This is a genomic window from SAR202 cluster bacterium (assembly GCA_016872355.1).
Lineage (GTDB): Bacteria > Chloroflexota > Dehalococcoidia > Lucifugimonadales > VGZY01 > VGZY01.
In genome coordinates this window covers 21,415-38,093 of record VGZY01000025.1, presented here as the reverse complement: position 1 = coordinate 38,093, position 16,679 = coordinate 21,415, and the positions used below count along the sequence as shown (strand labels likewise).

The window sequence follows — 16,679 nt, the reverse complement described above, 5'->3', positions numbered from 1 at the left end:
GACCTTTCTCATCCCCAATCTTCACTCGGTGAGCAGCCAAAACCCGAAGCGCAGGAGTCTCCCACCGGAATTCAACCGAAACCTCGGGCGAGAGGACTCAGTCCCTATCCGGCTAAGTCCACCGCCCATAAGCCGGCTGCAGACCACCCATGGAGACGAACCGTACTGACAAAATCACTGCACCCTAAACACTGACAGATTCACTGCCCCTTGACACAGGGTGCGCCGCGTATCTGCGCAAGGTTGATTCCGCTCGATTCCGTTGTATGTTGGAGATAGACCACCCGGGAATGGCGAAAATGTTGAACAGGGATTTAGACGAGGCGAAGATCGAGTCGACTGTGCAGCAGGTCAGGGACCTGCTTGCATCAGGCGACAAGACTTTGCGGTCGTTTCTTTACCGGGACATCCTGCTGAACGCACTCAAGGCGGGCCAGGACCAGCTTGACGTGCTTGACCTCAAGGTGCTTAACCTGTCGATGGCGGAGTTCCGTTACGCGGCGCGGGTGTTCAAGCCCTACAGGAACGTGAGGAACGTATCCATATTCGGCTCGGCGCGCACGCCGCCCGACGACCCGTATTACCTCATGGCCGTGGAGTTCAGCCGGATGCTGACGGAGATGGGATACATTGTGATTACCGGCGCTGCGCAGGGGATCATGGGCGCGGGAATCGAGGGGGCGGGCGCGGCGAAGAGCTTCGGCGTGAATATCCACCTGCTGTTCGAGTCGGTGCCGTACCAGTCGATCCAGGACGACCCGAAGCTGATCACGTTCCGGTACTTCTTCACGCGGAAGATATTCTTCGTCATGGAGGCAGACGCGTTCGCGCTCTTTCCCGGGGGCTTCGGGACGCACGACGAGGCCTTCGAGGTGCTGACGCTCATGCAGACCGGGAAAACGCCGCTGGCGCCTCTGGTGTTCTGCGAGCTGCCGGGTGAACGGTACTGGGAGGCCTGGGACGCGTTCGTGCGGGAGCAGATGCTGGCGCGGGGGTACATTTCGCCGGAGGACCTCAATCTCTACAAGATCTCGCACTCGGCCAGGGAAGCTGCGGACTGGATAAAACACCACTACTCTACTTACCACTCGATGCGGCAGGTCTACGACACCCTTGTCATACGGCTGGAGCGAGAGCTCAATGACGACCACATCCGCAGGCTGTCTGAGGAGTTCCGGGACATTATCAAGGCCGGGGAGATAACCCGGACTGCACCGCTCCCCCAGGAGGCGGACGAGCCCGACCTGATGGTGAAGCCGCGCATAGCGTTCCAGTACACCCGCCGCAGCGCGGGAAGGCTGAACGAGCTTGTTGCGGCGGTGAACAGGTACGGCAGTGAGCAGTGAGCAGTCGGCAGTCGGCCAGATAAGGAGCAGGCCCCGCAATTTGCGGGGCCTGCTGTGATTATGGGCTGTTTACGGGATGTAAGGTTTCCCGTTCCAGACTCCGTCATCCTTTTCTACGGCCGGCTTGAACTGGCCCACGTACTTGTCGTACAGGCCAAGGTAGTCTGTGTTGTTCCGGTCATAGGTCTTGTAGACACCCTTGTTCCAGTGGAAGGCGACCCTCCGGAGAGTGGCGGCATCGCTCTCTCCATACAGCTTTTTGAAGAGCAGAAACGCGGGAACGGCGTAACCCGTGCTGAACCTGTCGATGTTCTGCTTGGGGTCATACCAGTTCGTCATAGGCGTAACCTTTGTCATTCGAATCCACATGCCGTACTTCGCGAAGTTCATGTTCCAGCCGTACTGCTGCTGGTGATCGTTCGGCGTGGACAGCCAGTTGGGGTATGGCTTCCCGGTGTAGTAGTCGCCGACGATCTGGAACAGGCCCTTGTCGCGGCCGTTGTCAGCGTACGGATCGAAGCTGGACTCGCGCTGGGCAATGGTGTAGTAGAACCACCGCGGCATGTTGTATTTGGCGGCCGCCTGCCGGATCACATTGTTTACTGCCGTGGACGCCTGCGAGGGCTTGAAACCGCCGGTGCAAACCTTGTAGCTCGTCGTGGGCGTGCTCGTGCCGCCCGTTGAGCCGCCGCTGGTGGAAGTCGACTCGCCGGAGAAAACCAGCCTGTCGATGTTGATTGTGGACTGGGGGCGGCCCTCGCCCTCCTGCAGCTGCACGCGGTATATCTGCCTGTCCACTGCGTTGAGCGCGGATAGGGGGATGGAAACGTTGTACCAGCCGCCGCTCGCCGACCTGGCGTAGGACTGGGTTGACACCTGCTTCAGCATGCCTCCAGAACCGTACATCGAGACATCGATATCCGGCAGGCCGTTGCCGTTGCTGTTCACAGAGAACTGCAGGCTGGAGTAGGGGCCGGTATGGACCCCTGGGCCCGAACGAAGCGCGAGGCCGGCCCACGCCCGGGTGTAGGTCACGGCCATGGACCGCGAGCCATGGAGGACGGGAGAAGAGTCGCCTGTGTTAACCGTAGTGGACCAGCTCCAGTTGTCCCAGGAAAGAGAGTCGCCGTAGATAGAGTATTCAGTTGTAGCGGCCTCGGCGGACTGTTGGGAAATAAGGGGCAGAGATATAGAGGCGAAGGCCAAGAGGACTAATGATATAGCGACACGTCTAATCGACCGATTCGTAAGGTTCAACACACACCACCCATCACAGATTTGGCCTACCGCGGAGCCGCCTTACATCCGGCTTCCCGGTCAACCGGCGCTGTTTGCCGATCGTTTGCCTGTGGGGAGGATAGCAAATAAATTCGGGGGCCGGAAGAATTAATTTTAACGAGTACCTCCCCGCGGCGTGGACTAGCCGGAAATTGCGCTCCGCGATTGCTTTGGCGCCGGATAGCGTATAATGGTTGCGACGAGTGTCCGGCCCTCCACCCTCGGCGTGACTGGTGATGAGCTCGGACGAATAGAACAGACTAATGCCCGAGAGGCGGAAGGACAGAGCAAGATGGCAGAGAAGAAGGCCCAGGTGAAGAAGTCGGAAACGCTGGCGGAGTTCGCCGCGAGGATCAACAGCAAGAGCACCAAGCGGAACGGCACGGCGGGGATCTCCTCGATAAACCGTCGCAAGCGGTAATCCGGCGAGCAGACCACCTACGCATATGGAAGGCCCCGAGAATTTCGGGGCCTTTTTGTTTGGACAAGCTAAACGAGTCCGACTTGTTCGACGGGTCCGTCACGGTAAATCGGCAAACGCGCGGGTTGTGGCGCTGCTTTGCGGGGAGTAGAATTTGGCCCATTTCGCATGGAAGGCGCGTACGAGCGAAGAACATCCAGCGAAGGGTGAAAGGCGGGGATGGTCCGCGTCGGCGGTCACCGTGCCGGTGATGGGTCTGCGCGTGCGCGTGTCCCTGGCGTGGGCAGCGCTGGCCGCCCTCGCCGTGTGGGTGCTGGCGGCGTGGTACATGCCGGAGTGGGCGTCTTACGTCGCGCCGGGTGACAGGTGGGTGACGGCGGCTCTGACTGTGGCGTTCGTCGTGTTCTCGCTCATTGCGCACGTGGGCGCGCACCGGTTTGTGGCGGGCGATGAGGAGGCCTCGAAGGTCACAGTGCCGCTGTACCCGTTCGGCGATGCACCGCAGGCGTGGCCTGCGGCTGCCCCGTCGAAGGAGCTCTTCGGGGCGCTGGCCGGGCCGGGTATGCACGTTGTCCTGGTTTTCGTGTTCGGGCTCATCTGGCGGCTGGACGTGCCGGACCCCATCGCCTACGCGGTCTACTCCGCAACGCGCGCGAATGTGCTCCTCCTGGTCATCAACCTCACACCGGCGTACCCGTTCGACGGCGGCAGGATCGCGCGCCTGGTTATCAGGGAGGTGGCGGGCTGGCCGGATTGGGCTTTGAAGGTCCCGTGGGCGCTCGGCATCTCCTCCGCCGCCGGCCTGGCGGTGTGGTCGGCGGTCCTTTTCGCCCAGCAGGCGCGGTTCAGCGAGCAGACATCGCTCACGGCGCTCGCGGTGGCGGCGGTGATGCTCATCGCGCTGCTATCGCACCGGCCGGCGCAGGCGGCGTTGCCGGCGGCGAAGTCTGGCGGCATCCTCGGGCTTTTGGCCTCGGCCGTCATTATCGCGGCGCTCTTTGTGCCGCCGCTGTTCCGGGTCCCGGTGAACGACGGGCTAGTGTTGCCGGGCGGCGTGCTGGACGTGGGCGAGTTTGTCAACGTTGACGAAGCGCACTTGGCGGACCCCCCGGGCAGGTCGCGCGGGGCGTTCTTGATGACGACGGTGTACGACCGCGCGCCGGTGGACGTGGGCGCGTGGGTGCGGGCGAAGCGCGACCCGGCGCTGGACCTGATACCGGCGGAGTGGGTGTACCCGGAGGGCGTGGACCACGGGGAGTCGGTTGAGGAGGGGCGAGAGGAATTCCATTTGAGCGCGGACGCCGCGACAGTGGCGGCGCTCCGGCTGGCGGGCTTCGAGGTGACGATTACTAGGGTCGCGCTGGCGGTGACGGAGGTTGTGCCCGGGAGCCCGGCGGACGGAGTCCTCCAGGTGGTCGACGAGATACTCGAGGTGAACGGCGCGCCGACGACGGACGCGGAGAGCGGCCTGCTGGACCTGAGCGGTGCGGCGGAGGCCAGGCTGCGCATCCGGCGCGACGGCGTGGAGCAGGAGGTGGTGACGGCGGTGGTCCCGGCGGATGGGGACACTTCCGCTTACATCGGTCTGCGCGTGCGCTCGGTGGGCGTGCGCACGGACCTGCCGTTCACGGTGGAGGTCTCAGACAACGGCGTGATAGGGCCGTCGGGCGGGCTGATGCTGGCGCTGAGGGTATACGACATGGTGACGGTGGGCGACCTGACCAGCCGCGATACTATCGCCGGCACAGGCACCATCGGGCTGGACGGCAGCATCGGGCCGATAGGCGGAGTGTGGCAGAAGGTGTTCTCGGCGTCCTACGCCGGCGCGGACGTGTTCCTGTGCCCGCCGGAGGACTGCGCGGCGGCGCGCGCGGCGGAGGAGTGGACGGGCTGGCCTATCGAAGTTGTGGAGGCGGCGACGCTGGAGTCGGCCGTGCGGTGGCTGGAGGGGCGGTGAGCCCTCACCGCCAACGACAAACGTAGAGTCCGCACGGACCGTCCGAAAAGAACGAAAACAGGCGAATTCATTCGACCACGGCCGGGCGCCCATCGCCCTCTCCCTCATCCACGCGCCCACCGTCGCGAATCTATTCGCCCGGTGCCTGTGCCCCAGCATCACTCCCATGGCGCTCAGGTTTCTTACTCCGCCCCCCGCGTACCGCCACAGCAGGTCCAGCCACTGGTGGCCGGGGAGGCCCCAGGCGGCGCCGTGGCGGACGATGACGAGGTTGTACTGGGGCGAGACGAATATGAACTGGCCGAAGTTGCCCTCCGCGCTGAAGTCGGAGAGGCCGCCCTCGCGGCGCTTGCCCCACCAGCTGTATTTGTAGTACCCGCCGCCGGTGCGGTAGAAGTCGCGCTCCGGGTAGAACGCCGGGTCGTGGCCGGCAGGGTATGGCTGCGTGGACTCCTCCACCCAATCGGCTGGTATGAGCTGCGCGCCGTCCCACTGGCCGCCGTTGAGGAAGAGCCGACCGAGGCGGAGCGAGTCGATCGCGCGGGTGTTGATGCCGCTCTCCATCTTCTCGAATGCCGTCTTCTCGCTATCCAGGCTCCACGATGCGTCGAACTCCGCGCCCATGGGCTTCCAGAGCTTCTCCTGCATGTACGTGGCGACGGGCATGCCGGTCGCGCGCTCCAGCACAACGCCTGAGAGCAGGGGGTTGTAGTTGTTGTGCAGGAACTTCCCGCCGGGCGGGTTGTTGATCGTCGTGCGGTTGATGGCCAGGTCGCGCAGGTCCGGGTAGTAGTACGTGAGCGCGTCGTCGCCGCCGGGGAGGCCCGTCTCCTCGTAGCTGAGGCCGCTGGTCATGGCGACCAGGTGCCGGACGGTGATGCGCCCGAAATCGGGGTCGCGGTCCAGCAGCTCCGGGATGTACTTCGTGATCGGGTCGTCGATGCTCTCGATGTGGCCTTCCATGACGGCGATACCCAGGAGGGCGGAGACATACGACTTCGCGGCGGAGAACGATGTGACAATGGAGTCGCGGCCAGAGCCGTTGAAGTACTTCTCGTATACGATCTCGCCGTCCTGGAGAACGATAAACGCCTGCGTCTCGGTGTCTTCCAGGAACTGCGGAAGCGTCTTGCCGTCCAGCAGGGGAGCGAAACGGTCCTCCACCTCCGCCTTGCGCAGGGCGACGGGTAAGGGATCGGGCTCGGCGGGCGCGGGTATCGTGCAGGCATTGGGGGCGGAGTTTACACAGCAGCCGCGCTTTTCGCGCCGCGGTAGAGGAATTCGGGGCTGAAGTCGGCGCCATTCGGCCAAATAACCGTCCGTAATGTCTTGTCCACCCTGGCCTTCGCGAAGACCCGCGGGTCTTTCAACGGCTCAAACACCTCTCCGTAGAGCTCGCTTTCGACGTCCACGTCGCGCACGGTACCGTCCGAGAATGTCACCCGGAGTATGTAGGGTCGCAGCACGCGCACCTTTGTGACGATTTCCATAAGGTCCGATTACTCCAGTGGCTCTATGCGAGATAAGGGCCGGTGGGCCCTTGCCCTTGCCCAGTTTTCCTGCAACTCCGGCTGGTGGCTCCTGGCCCATTCAAAGACCAGGCCCAAAGCACGGCGTGGCAATCCGCCTTTCAAAACGACGACCGGGTCAACACCGATCACGGCCAGATCGCCTCCGTATGTCGCATGGAAATGAGCAGGTTCATGATCATTATAAAACATTGCGATTGTGACCCCGTAGAACTCGCAGATCTTCGGCATGTCACTGGAACCGCGCGGGGCTGAACGGCTCAGGACTCAGGTAGGGCTTCTCGCCCATGGCGATCTGCGCCACCAGCTTGCCGGTGGCCGGGCCCAGGGTTACGCCGGTCATGGAGTGGCCGGCGGCGACTATCAGGTTTTGCAGGTGGGCCGGCGCGCCAATGACGGGGAGGTTGTCCGGGGTCATGGGGCGCAGGCCGCACCACACGCGGCCGCCGTTCGGCGGCAGCTCTGCCTGGAGGTACTCGCGGGCGGCGTTGCGCAGCGCCTGCACGCGACGGGGGAGGATGCGGTCGTTGATGCCGGAGAGCTCCAGTGTGCCCGCCAGGCGGAGGCCGTTGCCGAACGGCGTGACGCCGACGTGCGCCTCGCTCTGCATCACCGGCCTGGATGGCGCATTCTTGACGTTCTCGAAGGTGATGCTGTAGCCCTTGGCGGGCTGAATTGGGAGCTTTAGCCGCAGGTCCCGGACGAGGGGCGTCGACCACGCTCCGGCGGCGAGCACCACCTGATTTGCCGTAAAGTCCCCGTTGCTCGTCTTCACCCTGGCGACCGTCTTGCCGGACAGCTCGAAGCCCGTGACTGCGGTATTCAGGCGCACCTCTCCGCCCATGGCTTCGATACGCGCCGCAAGCCCATTGACGAAGTCGTACGGCTGCACGTGCGCGTCGCTCGGGTGGAAGACCGCCCCGGCAAGGCCCGGCTTCAGCGCTGGCTCCAGCTCCAGCGCCCTGTCACCCTCCAGGACCTCGCACGCGATTCCGACCTGCCGCAGCAGGTGCATCTCCACCAGCGCCTCGCGGTACTCGTGTTGCGTGCGGTAGACGTGGAGGAGGCCCTTGCGGTTGAATTCGCACTCAAGCCTCTCCTGCCGGACTGTCTCGTCATAAAGGGCCAGGCTTGCCTCCGCGAACTCCCACGCGATTGCGGTAGTGCGTCGGACGGCGCGACCGTTGGTGGCGGAGCGGAATCGCATGAGCCAGGAAATCAGGGCGGGATCGAGGCGCGGCTTCACGTAGAACGGGCTGGCAGGCCTGAACATCCATCGCAGCGCCTTGCCGACGGCCCCGGGCGAGGCGAGCGGTACGCTGTGGCGCGGGGAGATCCAGCCGGCGTTGCCCCAGGAGCTGCCGCTGCAAAGGTCCGGCCCCTGCTCCATCAACGTGACGCGCCGACCGGCCTTTTGCAGGTAGTACGCCGAGGATACGCCAATGACACCGCCGCCAATGACCAGTAAGTCGGTTTCCATGGTGCCTCCGGGAGCAACTCTCCGGTCTTCATGTCGCCCATACACGCGGGAAGAAACGCGAATCCAGAGTTCAGGGTAACAGGGAGGGAACGACCAGACAATACCGCGATTGAAATCAGGTGATACATTTGATATCATCGATTTAGGCGGATTCAGGGGCTTTACCTTGGTTATTGCTGATTCTACTGTCCTAATCTCTCTCGCCAAGGTCGGCTGTTTGCGTCTGTTGAAAGAGCGCTTCAGCTATGTCGTCATTGCCCCCACAGTGCTGGAAGAAGTGGTGACGGGGGGCATTCGTAAAGGTGCAACAGAAGTCGCTCGGGTCCAGCTGGCCATACGGGAAGGGTGGATTTCTATAGCGGAGATGTCGGACCGCGAAGCAGAAATTGCCTCCACCCTTGTTGACGTTTCGGGCTTGGACAGGGGTGAGGCCGAATCCATATCCATTGTGCAGGCGCGCCGGTTCAAGCTAATAGTGGACGATAGGGAAGCAAGGTCCATAGCCGCGTCCATGCAATTGGAGCATGCGGGTACGATAGGTGTGCTTCTCGAAATGCACCTCGGAGGGCATATCTCAGACGAAGAGTTTGAGAAGTATGTGGTGGAGGTCGCTAAAGTGCTCTGGGTATCGCCGGAGGTAATAGCGGAAGTTCTCCGAAGGGCGAAAAGGAAGAATCGATGAAGAAAGAGCAGATGGTTGGATCGCGGCTTCCTGAAGAGATGGTGCGCGACCTGGAGACCATAGAACGGCTTGAGCAATCAGACCGTGCGACGACGGTGCGAAAGCTGTTGGCGAAGGCCATTGCGAGCTGGAAGCTGGACTACTTCGCCCGGCAGTATGGAGACGGAAAGGTCTCTACGGCAAGGGCTGCCAGGGAAGCAGGCGTGACGGTTTGGGAGATGATGGAGTACCTCAGGCTGAAGAAGATCACCTCACAATACGATATGGCCGCCCTGGACCACGATCTGGCACAGCTCGAGGGCGAGGTATCAAAAGGGACTACTTCCTAGCAGTTCTCCTCGTTGGGGTTGCCGGGGGAGCGGGAACCGCCCGTGGGGATGCAGTCACGCTTGACCAGGCTGGTCTTGCCGGCGGCGATGGAGGTCTTAACGTTCTCAGCGATGGGCACCGGGAGCCACGCTGTCCAGACCGGCTCGTTGTTCTTGAGGAACGTGAGCGCCGCCACGATGGGCCGTATGCCGGTCCTGCCGCCGCTGATCTGGGCGGCCTGGTTCGTGATCAGCTGGTGGTCCACGCTGATCTTCTGAAGGAAGTCGGCCACCTCGGCGGAGCCGGACTTGAGGGCGGTAGTGTGTGCGATACGTATCTCGCCGTCGGCTCCGTAGGGTGAGCTTGCGTCCACCAGCTTGCCGGAGTCCGCCTGTTGCTTCAGCCAGTCTGAGGCCGTTGCCTTTGGCACGCCCATAACCACGTCCACCTTGCCGTCCGTCGCAGCGGCCTGGTAGCCGCCCTCGTTCACATCAACAAGCTCCGCCTTGTAGTCGTACCCCCACACCAGGATGTAGCCCGCAATGTTGTTGAGCAGCGCTATCTCGTTGTCGCTCCAGTCGGCGAAGCGCACAGTGCCCTTGCCTTCGTTCTGAAGGACGGACCTGTTGCCTTCTGTGGACAGGGTGGGCGTAGAGGACTGGCCCTGCGCGGCGGCGGCCGTGGCCTCGGCGGAGATGCGGGCGCGGTCGCCCACGTTGAAAGGGTCGTCCTCGGGAGCGCATGCCAGCGTCACGATCAAAATCGAGAACAGCAGGAACAGATGGAGGAGACCCGGCAGGCGGTTGCGGCGAGCGATCATTGGCGACGCCTCGAGGAGAGATTGTGCCGAAATTCGCTGGAAATGCCACATGGGGTTGTGAAAATGGTCGGGGTACTGGGATTTGAACCCAGGACTTCTTGCACCCCATGCAAGCGCGCTACCAAGCTGCGCTATACCCCGACGCAGATAAAGAATAGCATAGCTACTCAGAATTGTGAATTGAGAATCTCCCTAAGCACCAGCTTCGCTACGTCCTTATCGAGCGGGTGGTTGTTGTTGCCGCACTTGGGGGAGTGGATGCAGCTCGGGCACCCCTTCTCGCAGGGGCAGTTTGAGATTACCTCCAGCGTGGCGCGCCAGAGGTCTTCGATGATCTCGTACCCGCGCTCAGCGATGCCGACGCCGCCATCGGGGACGCGGCCGCGCTCGTGGGGGGTGGCCAATGAGTGTGGCGGCCGGGGTCCAGCTTCAAAACGGGCAGGCCGTGGATGCCGGCTCGGTGCCTGTACTGGAGACGGGTGCGTTCAGGACGGCAATTATTACCGCGACGGGCGCCGGAGCGCGGGTTGTCTCCCTGTTCGGGCGCAGGACAGGGGACGCCGGGGCGCGGCTCTATGCAGTGCTCGCAAACGATGCGGCCCACTCGCTCACCGTGGTGGCAACGTACGTGGCGGAGAGCTTCGAATCGATTACCCCGGACTGCCCGCAGGCGCACCTGTTTGAGAGAGAGATCTGTGAGCAGGTGGGCGTGATGCCGGAGGGGCACCCGTGGCTGAAGCCGGTGAGGGGACACAACACCCTCTCTGTCGGCCGGAGCGCCGACATCTCCCCCATCAAGGGGGGAGAAGGACCCCCGCACATGGCGCGGGCGTATCCGTACTTTTCGATGGCGGGAGAGGAGGTGCACGAGGTTGCGGTGGGCCCGGTGCACGCTGGGGTGATCGAGCCGGGGCATTTCAGGTTCCAGTGCACTGGGGAGATCGTGCACCACCTGGAGATACACCTGGGATACCAGCACCGTGGCGTTGAAGAGGCGCTCGTCTGCGGCCCGCACCGGCGGACGATGTTTGAAATGGAGACGGTCGCCGGGGACACGACGATCGGCCACGGGACTGCCTACTCCATGGTCATGGAGTCGCTCGGCGGCGTGGCTGCGCCAATAAGGGCGCAGGCCCTCCGGGCTATCGCGCTGGAGCTTGAGCGGTTAGCGAACCACACCGGCGATATGGGCGCGCTTGCGAACGACGTGGGCTTCCTCCCAACCACCTCTTTCTGCGGGCGGCTGCGCGGCGATTTCCTCAACATGAGCTCCGTGATATGCGGGAGCAGGCTCGGCCGGGGGATGGTGCGGCCGGGGGGGCGTGGCGTTCGACGTTTCGGAGCGCGATATGCTGGCCGACCTGCATGGCAGGCTGGACAGGGCGGAACGGGACGTTACCGAGGCGCTGCACGACTTCTTCTCTAATGGGTCCGTCCTGGACAGGCTGAAGGGGACGGGCACGGTCTCCCAGAAGGCTGCACAGGACCTGGGGTTCGTGGGTATGGCCGCCCGCTCCGCCGGCATCGCGATGGACGTTCGGAAGGACCACCCGGTAGGCTGGTGGTGCGAGTCCCCGGCGCAGGCGGCCGTCGCGTCCGGCGGCGACGTTTTCTCGCGGGCGCTCGTGCGGCGGCTGGAGATCGCAGAGTCGATCAGGTACATCAGGCACAACCTGGACGCGCTGCCCGCTGGGTCCGTGAAGGCGGAGTGCCCGCCGCCGCGTCCGAACATGCTCGCCGTGGCGCTTACGGAAGGGTGGAGGGGAGAGGTGGCGCACGTTGCGATAACGGACGAGCAGGGCAAGTTTGCCAGGTACAAGATCACTGACCCGTCCTTCCACAACTGGATGGCGCTTACGCTTGCGCTGCGCGGCCAGCAGATATCTGACTTCCCGCTCTGCAACAAGAGCTTCAACCTGTCCTATTGCGGATTCGACCTTTGATCAACCAGTGGCGCACGCGCCTGCACCAGAAGCACCGCACGATCGACTTCCCGAAGTCGGCGCCTGCGCTGCCCGAGCGCTACCGCGGCCTGCCGAAGATCGACACTTCGAAGTGCCCTGCCGGTTGCGCGGAGTGCGTCGAGGCGTGTCTCACCGAGGCGGTGAGCATCGGCGATCACGGCCCGAGCATAGACATGGGAAAGTGCCTGTTCTGCACGGAGTGCGTTGAGGCGTGCCCCGAAGGAGCGATCAAATACACCGGTGACTTCCGCCTTGCCGTGCGCCGCCGCGAAGACCTCGTGGTCGACGAGCGCGGCATCAAGCTGGCGGAGGAGCTGGACAGGAAGTCCAAAGCACTCTTCGGCCGCTCTCTCAAGCTGCGGCAGGTCAGCGCGGGCGGCTGCAATGCGTGCGAGGCGGAGATCAACGTGCTTGGGACGGTAGTGTTCGACCTCGGCCGCTTCGGCATCCAGGTCGTTGCCTCGCCGCGCCACGCAGACGGGCTCATCATCACGGGGCCTGTCACAGGGAACATGAGGCTGGCGCTTGAGAAGACCTACGCGGCCACGCCCGCTCCGAAGCTCGTCATCGCCGTGGGCGGCTGCGCCATATCCGGAGGCCCTTTCCGGAATAACCCCCAGGTCAACAACGGGGCGGACTCCGTTATTCCTGTAGACCTGTACATCCCCGGTTGCCCCCCTCATCCCCTTACCATCCTGGACGGACTACTTAGACTGCTGGGCCGGATCGAAGACGGTAAGCGGTAATCAACACGTAGACACCGTATGGCCTCTCCCGCCCATGGACACCGCGTTTCCACGTAAGCGCCCTCCTGGAAAACCACGTAAGTGAGCGCACGTTTTAGTCAGGGATTGATATAGTTCCCATCCCGCGATAGAAATGGTGCCAAGCCATCTGATTTGGGTGTGACCGGCGTGGGGTGAGATCCCCGGTGAACGGCCATTGCCTGATGCGGAAAACTGGTGTGGAGGTTGAGAATGAAGGCAATTGGGATAGGCAGAGGTTATTTGCTCGCGGCGTTTCTAGCGGTAGCGGTTATGGGGTTAGTTGTATTTTCCGGCCTGGGCCGGAGCCCGGTGTTTGCGGACGGTACGCTCCCTGGGGACGGCGGCACCTTGCCCGGTGGAGGCGGGACACTTCCTGGCGGTGGCGGCACCTTGCCGGGCGGCGGCGGAACGCTTCCGGACCCGGGGATTCACGTGAAGTTCGACGGAGTGGACGGTGACTCGACAGACCCAGGTTATATCGACTGGAGTGACGTCGAGAAGGTACAGAAGAAGCTCGAGAAGATCGCTGAGCCAAAGCCCGGAAAAGGCAATAAGAACCGGATAGAGAAGATGCTCAGCAAGCTCAGGATTGCCCAGCTAATCAAAGTCCCGGACTCTTCGGACCCGGCCCTGGCTGCGGCGGCTGATGACGGTACGATGTTCGATACCGTGAACCTGAACATCGATTCGACCCTGAAAGATGGGACCGTGGTGCGGATAGCCTACGAGTTTGAGAACGTTCAGATCGACAAGTACCGCGACCATGGGAAGAGGTTAGCGCTGAGCTTTGATAAGGTGAACCTGACAGTGACCAGCTACAACGAAAATGGCACGGTCGCGGATACGGACACCTTCTCGAATACGGTGGAGTCGAAAAAGAAGAAGGACCGATAAGGGCGGCATTCACCGGGGCGCCCAGAATACACGCTGATGGCAACTAGGCCGTGGCACTCGCCGCGGCCTAGTATTGTTCATTGAAAGCCCGCTGCCCGTGTGGTTAGATGAGGCGTGACGGATGGGGAGAGGTAAACGCGAATGGCTAACGCAGTGGACTCGCGGCTTTTCGGACTGGTCGTCAGCGACGGCCACGAAGTCCATCGCGTGCGTGACCGTGATTACAAGGAGACGCCGCAGCGGCTGCGCGCGCTTTTGGCCGGCGTCGAAGCGATGCCGATCTGGGACAGGCTGCCCCTCCGGCAATTCGGAGAAGACCCCATCCTGGCTGTCCACGACTCCGCCTTCTTCCGGTTCATGGGGGACGTAATCAATTGCCTGGAGCCTGGCGAAGAGCTGCTGCCTTCCATAGTGCCCATCAGGAACAGGGACAGGCTGCCTGCGGACCTGACGTTGCAGGCGCCCTACTACTCCCTGGATACCTTCACGCCTATAACGCGCAACGGATACGTGACGGCGAGGAAGTCTGTCGACTGCGCATTGACGGCGGCAGAGGCGATGCTGGACGGGGCGCGGGCGGCGTATGCCCTGATTCGGCCACCGGGACACCACGCGGAGCACCGGTACTTTGGGGGGTACTGCTACTTCAACTCCCTCGCTGTGGCGGCCAACTACCTGAGCCGTCGCGGCAAGGTGGCGGTCTTTGACCTGGACTACCATCACGGTAACGGCCAGCAGGAGATCTTCTACCGGCGCAATGACGTGCTGACGATGTCCATCCACGGCCATCCGAGCGTGGCGTTCCCGTACTTCAGCGGTTTTGAAGATGAGACCGGCACCGGCGCGGGTGAAGGGTTCAATCTCAACGTACCGCTGATGGAGGGGGTAGACGGCGACGCGTACCGACGCGCGCTGGACAGGCTTGTCCGGCGCGCGGAGGAATTCGGTCCGGCCTGCATTGTCGTCGCTCTCGGGCTGGATACGGCGCGCAATGACCCTGCCGGGACGTGGCTGCTCCGGGCGGAGGACTTCAGGCGCAACGGGCAAGCGATAGGCGCGTTTCGCCTGCCGACGCTGGTCGTGCAGGAGGGCGGATACCACTTGCGGACGCTGGGGGTGAACGCGCGCAGCTTCTTCGAAGGGCTGTGGGAGGGCATGGGGGGAGCCTGACGGTAAATTCAGACCGGGAGGTGTTCGGCGATGTCACGACCGGACCTTGTCACCAGGCTCGCCGCCGGCGCTATGGTGCTGGACGGGGCGATCTCTACCGAGCTCAAGAGGCGCGGCGTCATCGACTCGCGCGAGTCCGACGGCACGGTAAGGAAGGGCATAGCGTCGCGATCGGCCACCGCTGTACTGGACGCGCCGGCAGAGCTCCAGTCGCTGCACGAGGACTACCTGCGAGCGGGCGCGGACATCATCACCACCAACACCTTCAACACCAACAGGGCGAAGTTCGACTTTCGCGGGATCCCGGAGATGGCCGGCCGCCTGGAGGAGATCAACGTCCGCGCCGTGGAGATAGCGGTGCGTGCGCGTGACTCGGTGAAGCCCGGGGCGTATGTCGCCGGCAGCATATCGCCGCCCAAACCACGGGGCGCGCCGATAGCGCCTGAAAGGGCGGCGCGTGACTATATCGAACAGGCGCGGATTCTTGCGGGCGCGGGCGTGGATGCTCTGCTGCTTGAGTACCACAGCAGCGTCGCGGAATGCGTGCTGGCTGTGCGGTCGGTCTCCGGCCTCGGCGTTCCAGTGCTCCTTGGTGTGTGCAACGTGACCGAGGGCGGACTGATGGCGAGCGGGGAGTCCTTCGGCCGGCTTGCTGAGTCGCTGGCAGGGACCGGCGTATCGGCGGTCCTGGCGATGTGCAGCAGGCCGGACGCGATCTCCGCTGCGCTGCCGAAGCTCATCGAGGAGTTCGACGTGGCTTTCGGAGCGTATCCCAACGTGGTCGGGGATTCTGAATTCACGCCGGAGGTGCATGCGGCGTACGCGGAGAAGTGGCGGGCCATGGGCGCGCGGGTAGTAGGAGGGTGCTGCGGCACCACTCCGGCGCACGTGGCGGCAGTGGCGCAGTGTCTGTGACGGAATTCACACATTTGGTGTTGCGGAATTCGTCGATGAATCGTGCAGCTTTGAGCGTCACATTTCAAAATATGCGGCGCATTAACGTTGACAAAAGCGGGTCTGGTAGTAGTATGAACTTGAAGAAGCGATGAGCTTCTTCAAGAAAGATCAAGCCGAAGGGAGGGATGAGTTGGCTAGACAACTAATGGCGACGCATCAGTGCTGGAAGTTTCCTTCTCATTCCCTTACCGGCGTGGCAGGATAGTACAGGAACAGGGTGATACAGCCGGTAAGGGTTTGCGAAACCGGGAGCCCTGCGTAACGATAGGGACACACCGCAAATGCCCTTCACGGGCGCGGTCCTTCAGTAGTGAATACTGAAATTGCAGGGCCGATGGACTACAATTGAATAGATAATTCGAGAGGCGTTCCGCGAAATCGGAACGCTTTTGTTTTGTGAAAATGCGCGCAATTGCCGATGAATTAATTGTGGCTACTTCGCAGGTATTCAATAAAGCATTTCTACCGGCACCTAGCCAGGTGCGCGGCCACTCACACCCGTAAAGCTGTGTAGACATCCGCTATTTCCGGTGTAACAATGGGACAGGCGCGGCCTGTCGATATGTATACATCCGCCGCGACGGGGTGTCACCCGTGATGATATCGGTTGTCGGCGCAGGGAGGCCCACGCCGGAGATAGAGGCGCTCGCCGAGCAGGTAGGCGCCGAGCTCGGCCGCCGCGGGATCACGCTCGTCTGCGGGGGCGGCCCCGGGGTGATGGCGGCTGCCTGCAAAGGCGCGAAGTCCGCCAGCGGCTGTACGATCGGAATTCTTCCCGGCAACGACCCCACCGACGCCAACCCATGGGTGGACTACCCCATCTGCACCGGCCTCGGAAACGGCAGGAACGTTGTCGTTGTCAAGTCGGGCCGGGCGGTTATCGCCGTCGGAGGGTTCTACGGCACCCTGTCGGAGATCGCGCTGGCGCTGGACACCGGAATCCCGGTGATCGGCCTGGGAAGCTGGGAGCTGAGGCGAGGCGGCGAGCCTGACCCGGGCATTGTGACGGCCGCCACCCCTGCGGAGGCCGTCGAAAAGGCTCTGGCGCTGGCTGTGGAGAGGCCCGCAAAGGCCGCGAGGCGGTACTGAGACCATAACGAGGTGT

16 protein-coding genes, 1 tRNA gene and 1 pseudogene are annotated in these 16,679 nt (G+C 62.9%); 10 read left to right on the top strand and 8 right to left on the bottom strand.

Translation table 11 applies throughout. The features are described 5' to 3' along the window. Positions 1–266 precede the first annotated feature (266 nt). Positions 267–1,346 (top strand): LOG family protein, encoded by a 1,080-nt coding sequence (locus tag FJ319_07385; protein MBM3934109.1) that lies wholly within the window; start codon positions 267–269, stop codon positions 1,344–1,346. A gap of 69 nt (positions 1,347–1,415) precedes the next feature. On the opposite strand, the gene FJ319_07380 is transcribed toward FJ319_07385, so the two are convergent. After that, a complete protein-coding gene (locus FJ319_07380; protein MBM3934108.1) occupies positions 1,416–2,552 on the bottom strand; it encodes a hypothetical protein in 1,137 nt (378 codons plus the stop codon). Positions 2,553–3,199: 647 nt separating this feature from the next. Between FJ319_07380 and FJ319_07375 the strand changes: the two genes are divergently transcribed. After that, on the top strand, positions 3,200–5,002 hold the full coding sequence (locus tag FJ319_07375) for a hypothetical protein (GenBank protein MBM3934107.1): 1,803 nt from the start codon (positions 3,200–3,202) through the stop codon (positions 5,000–5,002). Here the strand turns inward: FJ319_07375 and FJ319_07370 are convergent. The 4 genes from FJ319_07370 to FJ319_07355 form a co-directional block, all read right to left on the bottom strand. Beyond that, a complete protein-coding gene (locus tag FJ319_07370) occupies positions 4,685–6,166 on the bottom strand; it encodes a serine hydrolase (protein MBM3934106.1) in 1,482 nt (493 codons plus the stop codon). The genes FJ319_07375 and FJ319_07370 overlap by 318 nt on opposite strands. Before the next feature lie 77 nt (positions 6,167–6,243). Next, positions 6,244–6,492 (bottom strand): DUF2442 domain-containing protein, encoded by a 249-nt coding sequence (locus FJ319_07365; protein MBM3934105.1) that lies wholly within the window; start codon positions 6,490–6,492, stop codon positions 6,244–6,246. A gap of 9 nt (positions 6,493–6,501) precedes the next feature. Continuing rightward, positions 6,502–6,762: a DUF4160 domain-containing protein gene (locus FJ319_07360; protein ID MBM3934104.1), complete on the bottom strand. Its 261-nt coding sequence runs from the start codon at positions 6,760–6,762 to the stop codon at positions 6,502–6,504. 1 nt (position 6,763) lies between these two features. Then, a complete protein-coding gene (locus FJ319_07355) occupies positions 6,764–8,149 on the bottom strand; it encodes an FAD-dependent oxidoreductase (GenBank protein MBM3934103.1) in 1,386 nt (461 codons plus the stop codon). Positions 8,150–8,177: 28 nt separating this feature from the next. Between FJ319_07355 and FJ319_07350 the strand changes: the two genes are divergently transcribed. Together FJ319_07350 and FJ319_07345 are read left to right on the top strand one after the other, a co-directional pair. Continuing rightward, positions 8,178–8,693: a hypothetical protein gene (locus FJ319_07350; protein ID MBM3934102.1), complete on the top strand. Its 516-nt coding sequence runs from the start codon at positions 8,178–8,180 to the stop codon at positions 8,691–8,693. Beyond that, positions 8,690–9,022: a hypothetical protein gene (locus FJ319_07345; GenBank protein MBM3934101.1), complete on the top strand. Its 333-nt coding sequence runs from the start codon at positions 8,690–8,692 to the stop codon at positions 9,020–9,022. Before FJ319_07350 ends, FJ319_07345 begins: the two co-directional genes overlap by 4 nt. Here FJ319_07345 and FJ319_07340 read toward each other — a convergent pair. The 3 genes from FJ319_07340 to FJ319_07330 all read right to left on the bottom strand — a co-directional run bounded on the left by FJ319_07340 (position 9,019) and on the right by FJ319_07330 (position 10,226). Continuing rightward, positions 9,019–9,822, bottom strand: coding sequence for a hypothetical protein (locus FJ319_07340; protein MBM3934100.1), 804 nt, complete (start codon positions 9,820–9,822; stop codon positions 9,019–9,021). The genes FJ319_07345 and FJ319_07340 overlap by 4 nt on opposite strands. 64 nt (positions 9,823–9,886) lie before the next feature. Then, positions 9,887–9,963, bottom strand: a tRNA-Pro gene (locus tag FJ319_07335). A gap of 26 nt (positions 9,964–9,989) precedes the next feature. Beyond that, positions 9,990–10,226 (bottom strand): DUF1998 domain-containing protein, encoded by a 237-nt coding sequence (locus FJ319_07330; GenBank protein ID MBM3934099.1) that lies wholly within the window; start codon positions 10,224–10,226, stop codon positions 9,990–9,992. Between FJ319_07330 and FJ319_07325 the strand changes: the two are divergent. From FJ319_07325 to FJ319_07300, 6 genes and pseudogenes are all read left to right on the top strand, one after another. Next, positions 10,226–11,765 (top strand): annotated as a pseudogene (locus tag FJ319_07325) (hydrogenase). The gene FJ319_07330 and the pseudogene FJ319_07325 overlap by 1 nt on opposite strands. Then, positions 11,762–12,532: an NADH-quinone oxidoreductase subunit NuoB gene (nuoB, locus tag FJ319_07320; protein ID MBM3934098.1), complete on the top strand. Its 771-nt coding sequence runs from the start codon at positions 11,762–11,764 to the stop codon at positions 12,530–12,532. The pseudogene FJ319_07325 and the gene nuoB overlap by 4 nt, the downstream one beginning before the upstream one ends. 231 nt (positions 12,533–12,763) lie before the next feature. Then, positions 12,764–13,447, top strand: coding sequence for a hypothetical protein (locus FJ319_07315; protein MBM3934097.1), 684 nt, complete (start codon positions 12,764–12,766; stop codon positions 13,445–13,447). A gap of 141 nt (positions 13,448–13,588) precedes the next feature. Next, complete coding sequence (locus tag FJ319_07310; GenBank protein MBM3934096.1) at positions 13,589–14,617, top strand: histone deacetylase family protein; 1,029 nt, start codon at positions 13,589–13,591, stop codon at positions 14,615–14,617. Positions 14,618–14,647: 30 nt separating this feature from the next. After that, a complete protein-coding gene (locus FJ319_07305) occupies positions 14,648–15,532 on the top strand; it encodes a homocysteine S-methyltransferase family protein (GenBank protein ID MBM3934095.1) in 885 nt (294 codons plus the stop codon). A 639-nt stretch (positions 15,533–16,171) separates the two neighbouring features. Then, the gene (locus FJ319_07300; protein ID MBM3934094.1) at positions 16,172–16,663 is read left to right on the top strand and encodes a TIGR00725 family protein; all 492 of its coding nucleotides are present in this window, start codon (positions 16,172–16,174) and stop codon (positions 16,661–16,663) included. The last annotated feature ends 16 nt before the right edge of the window (positions 16,664–16,679 follow it).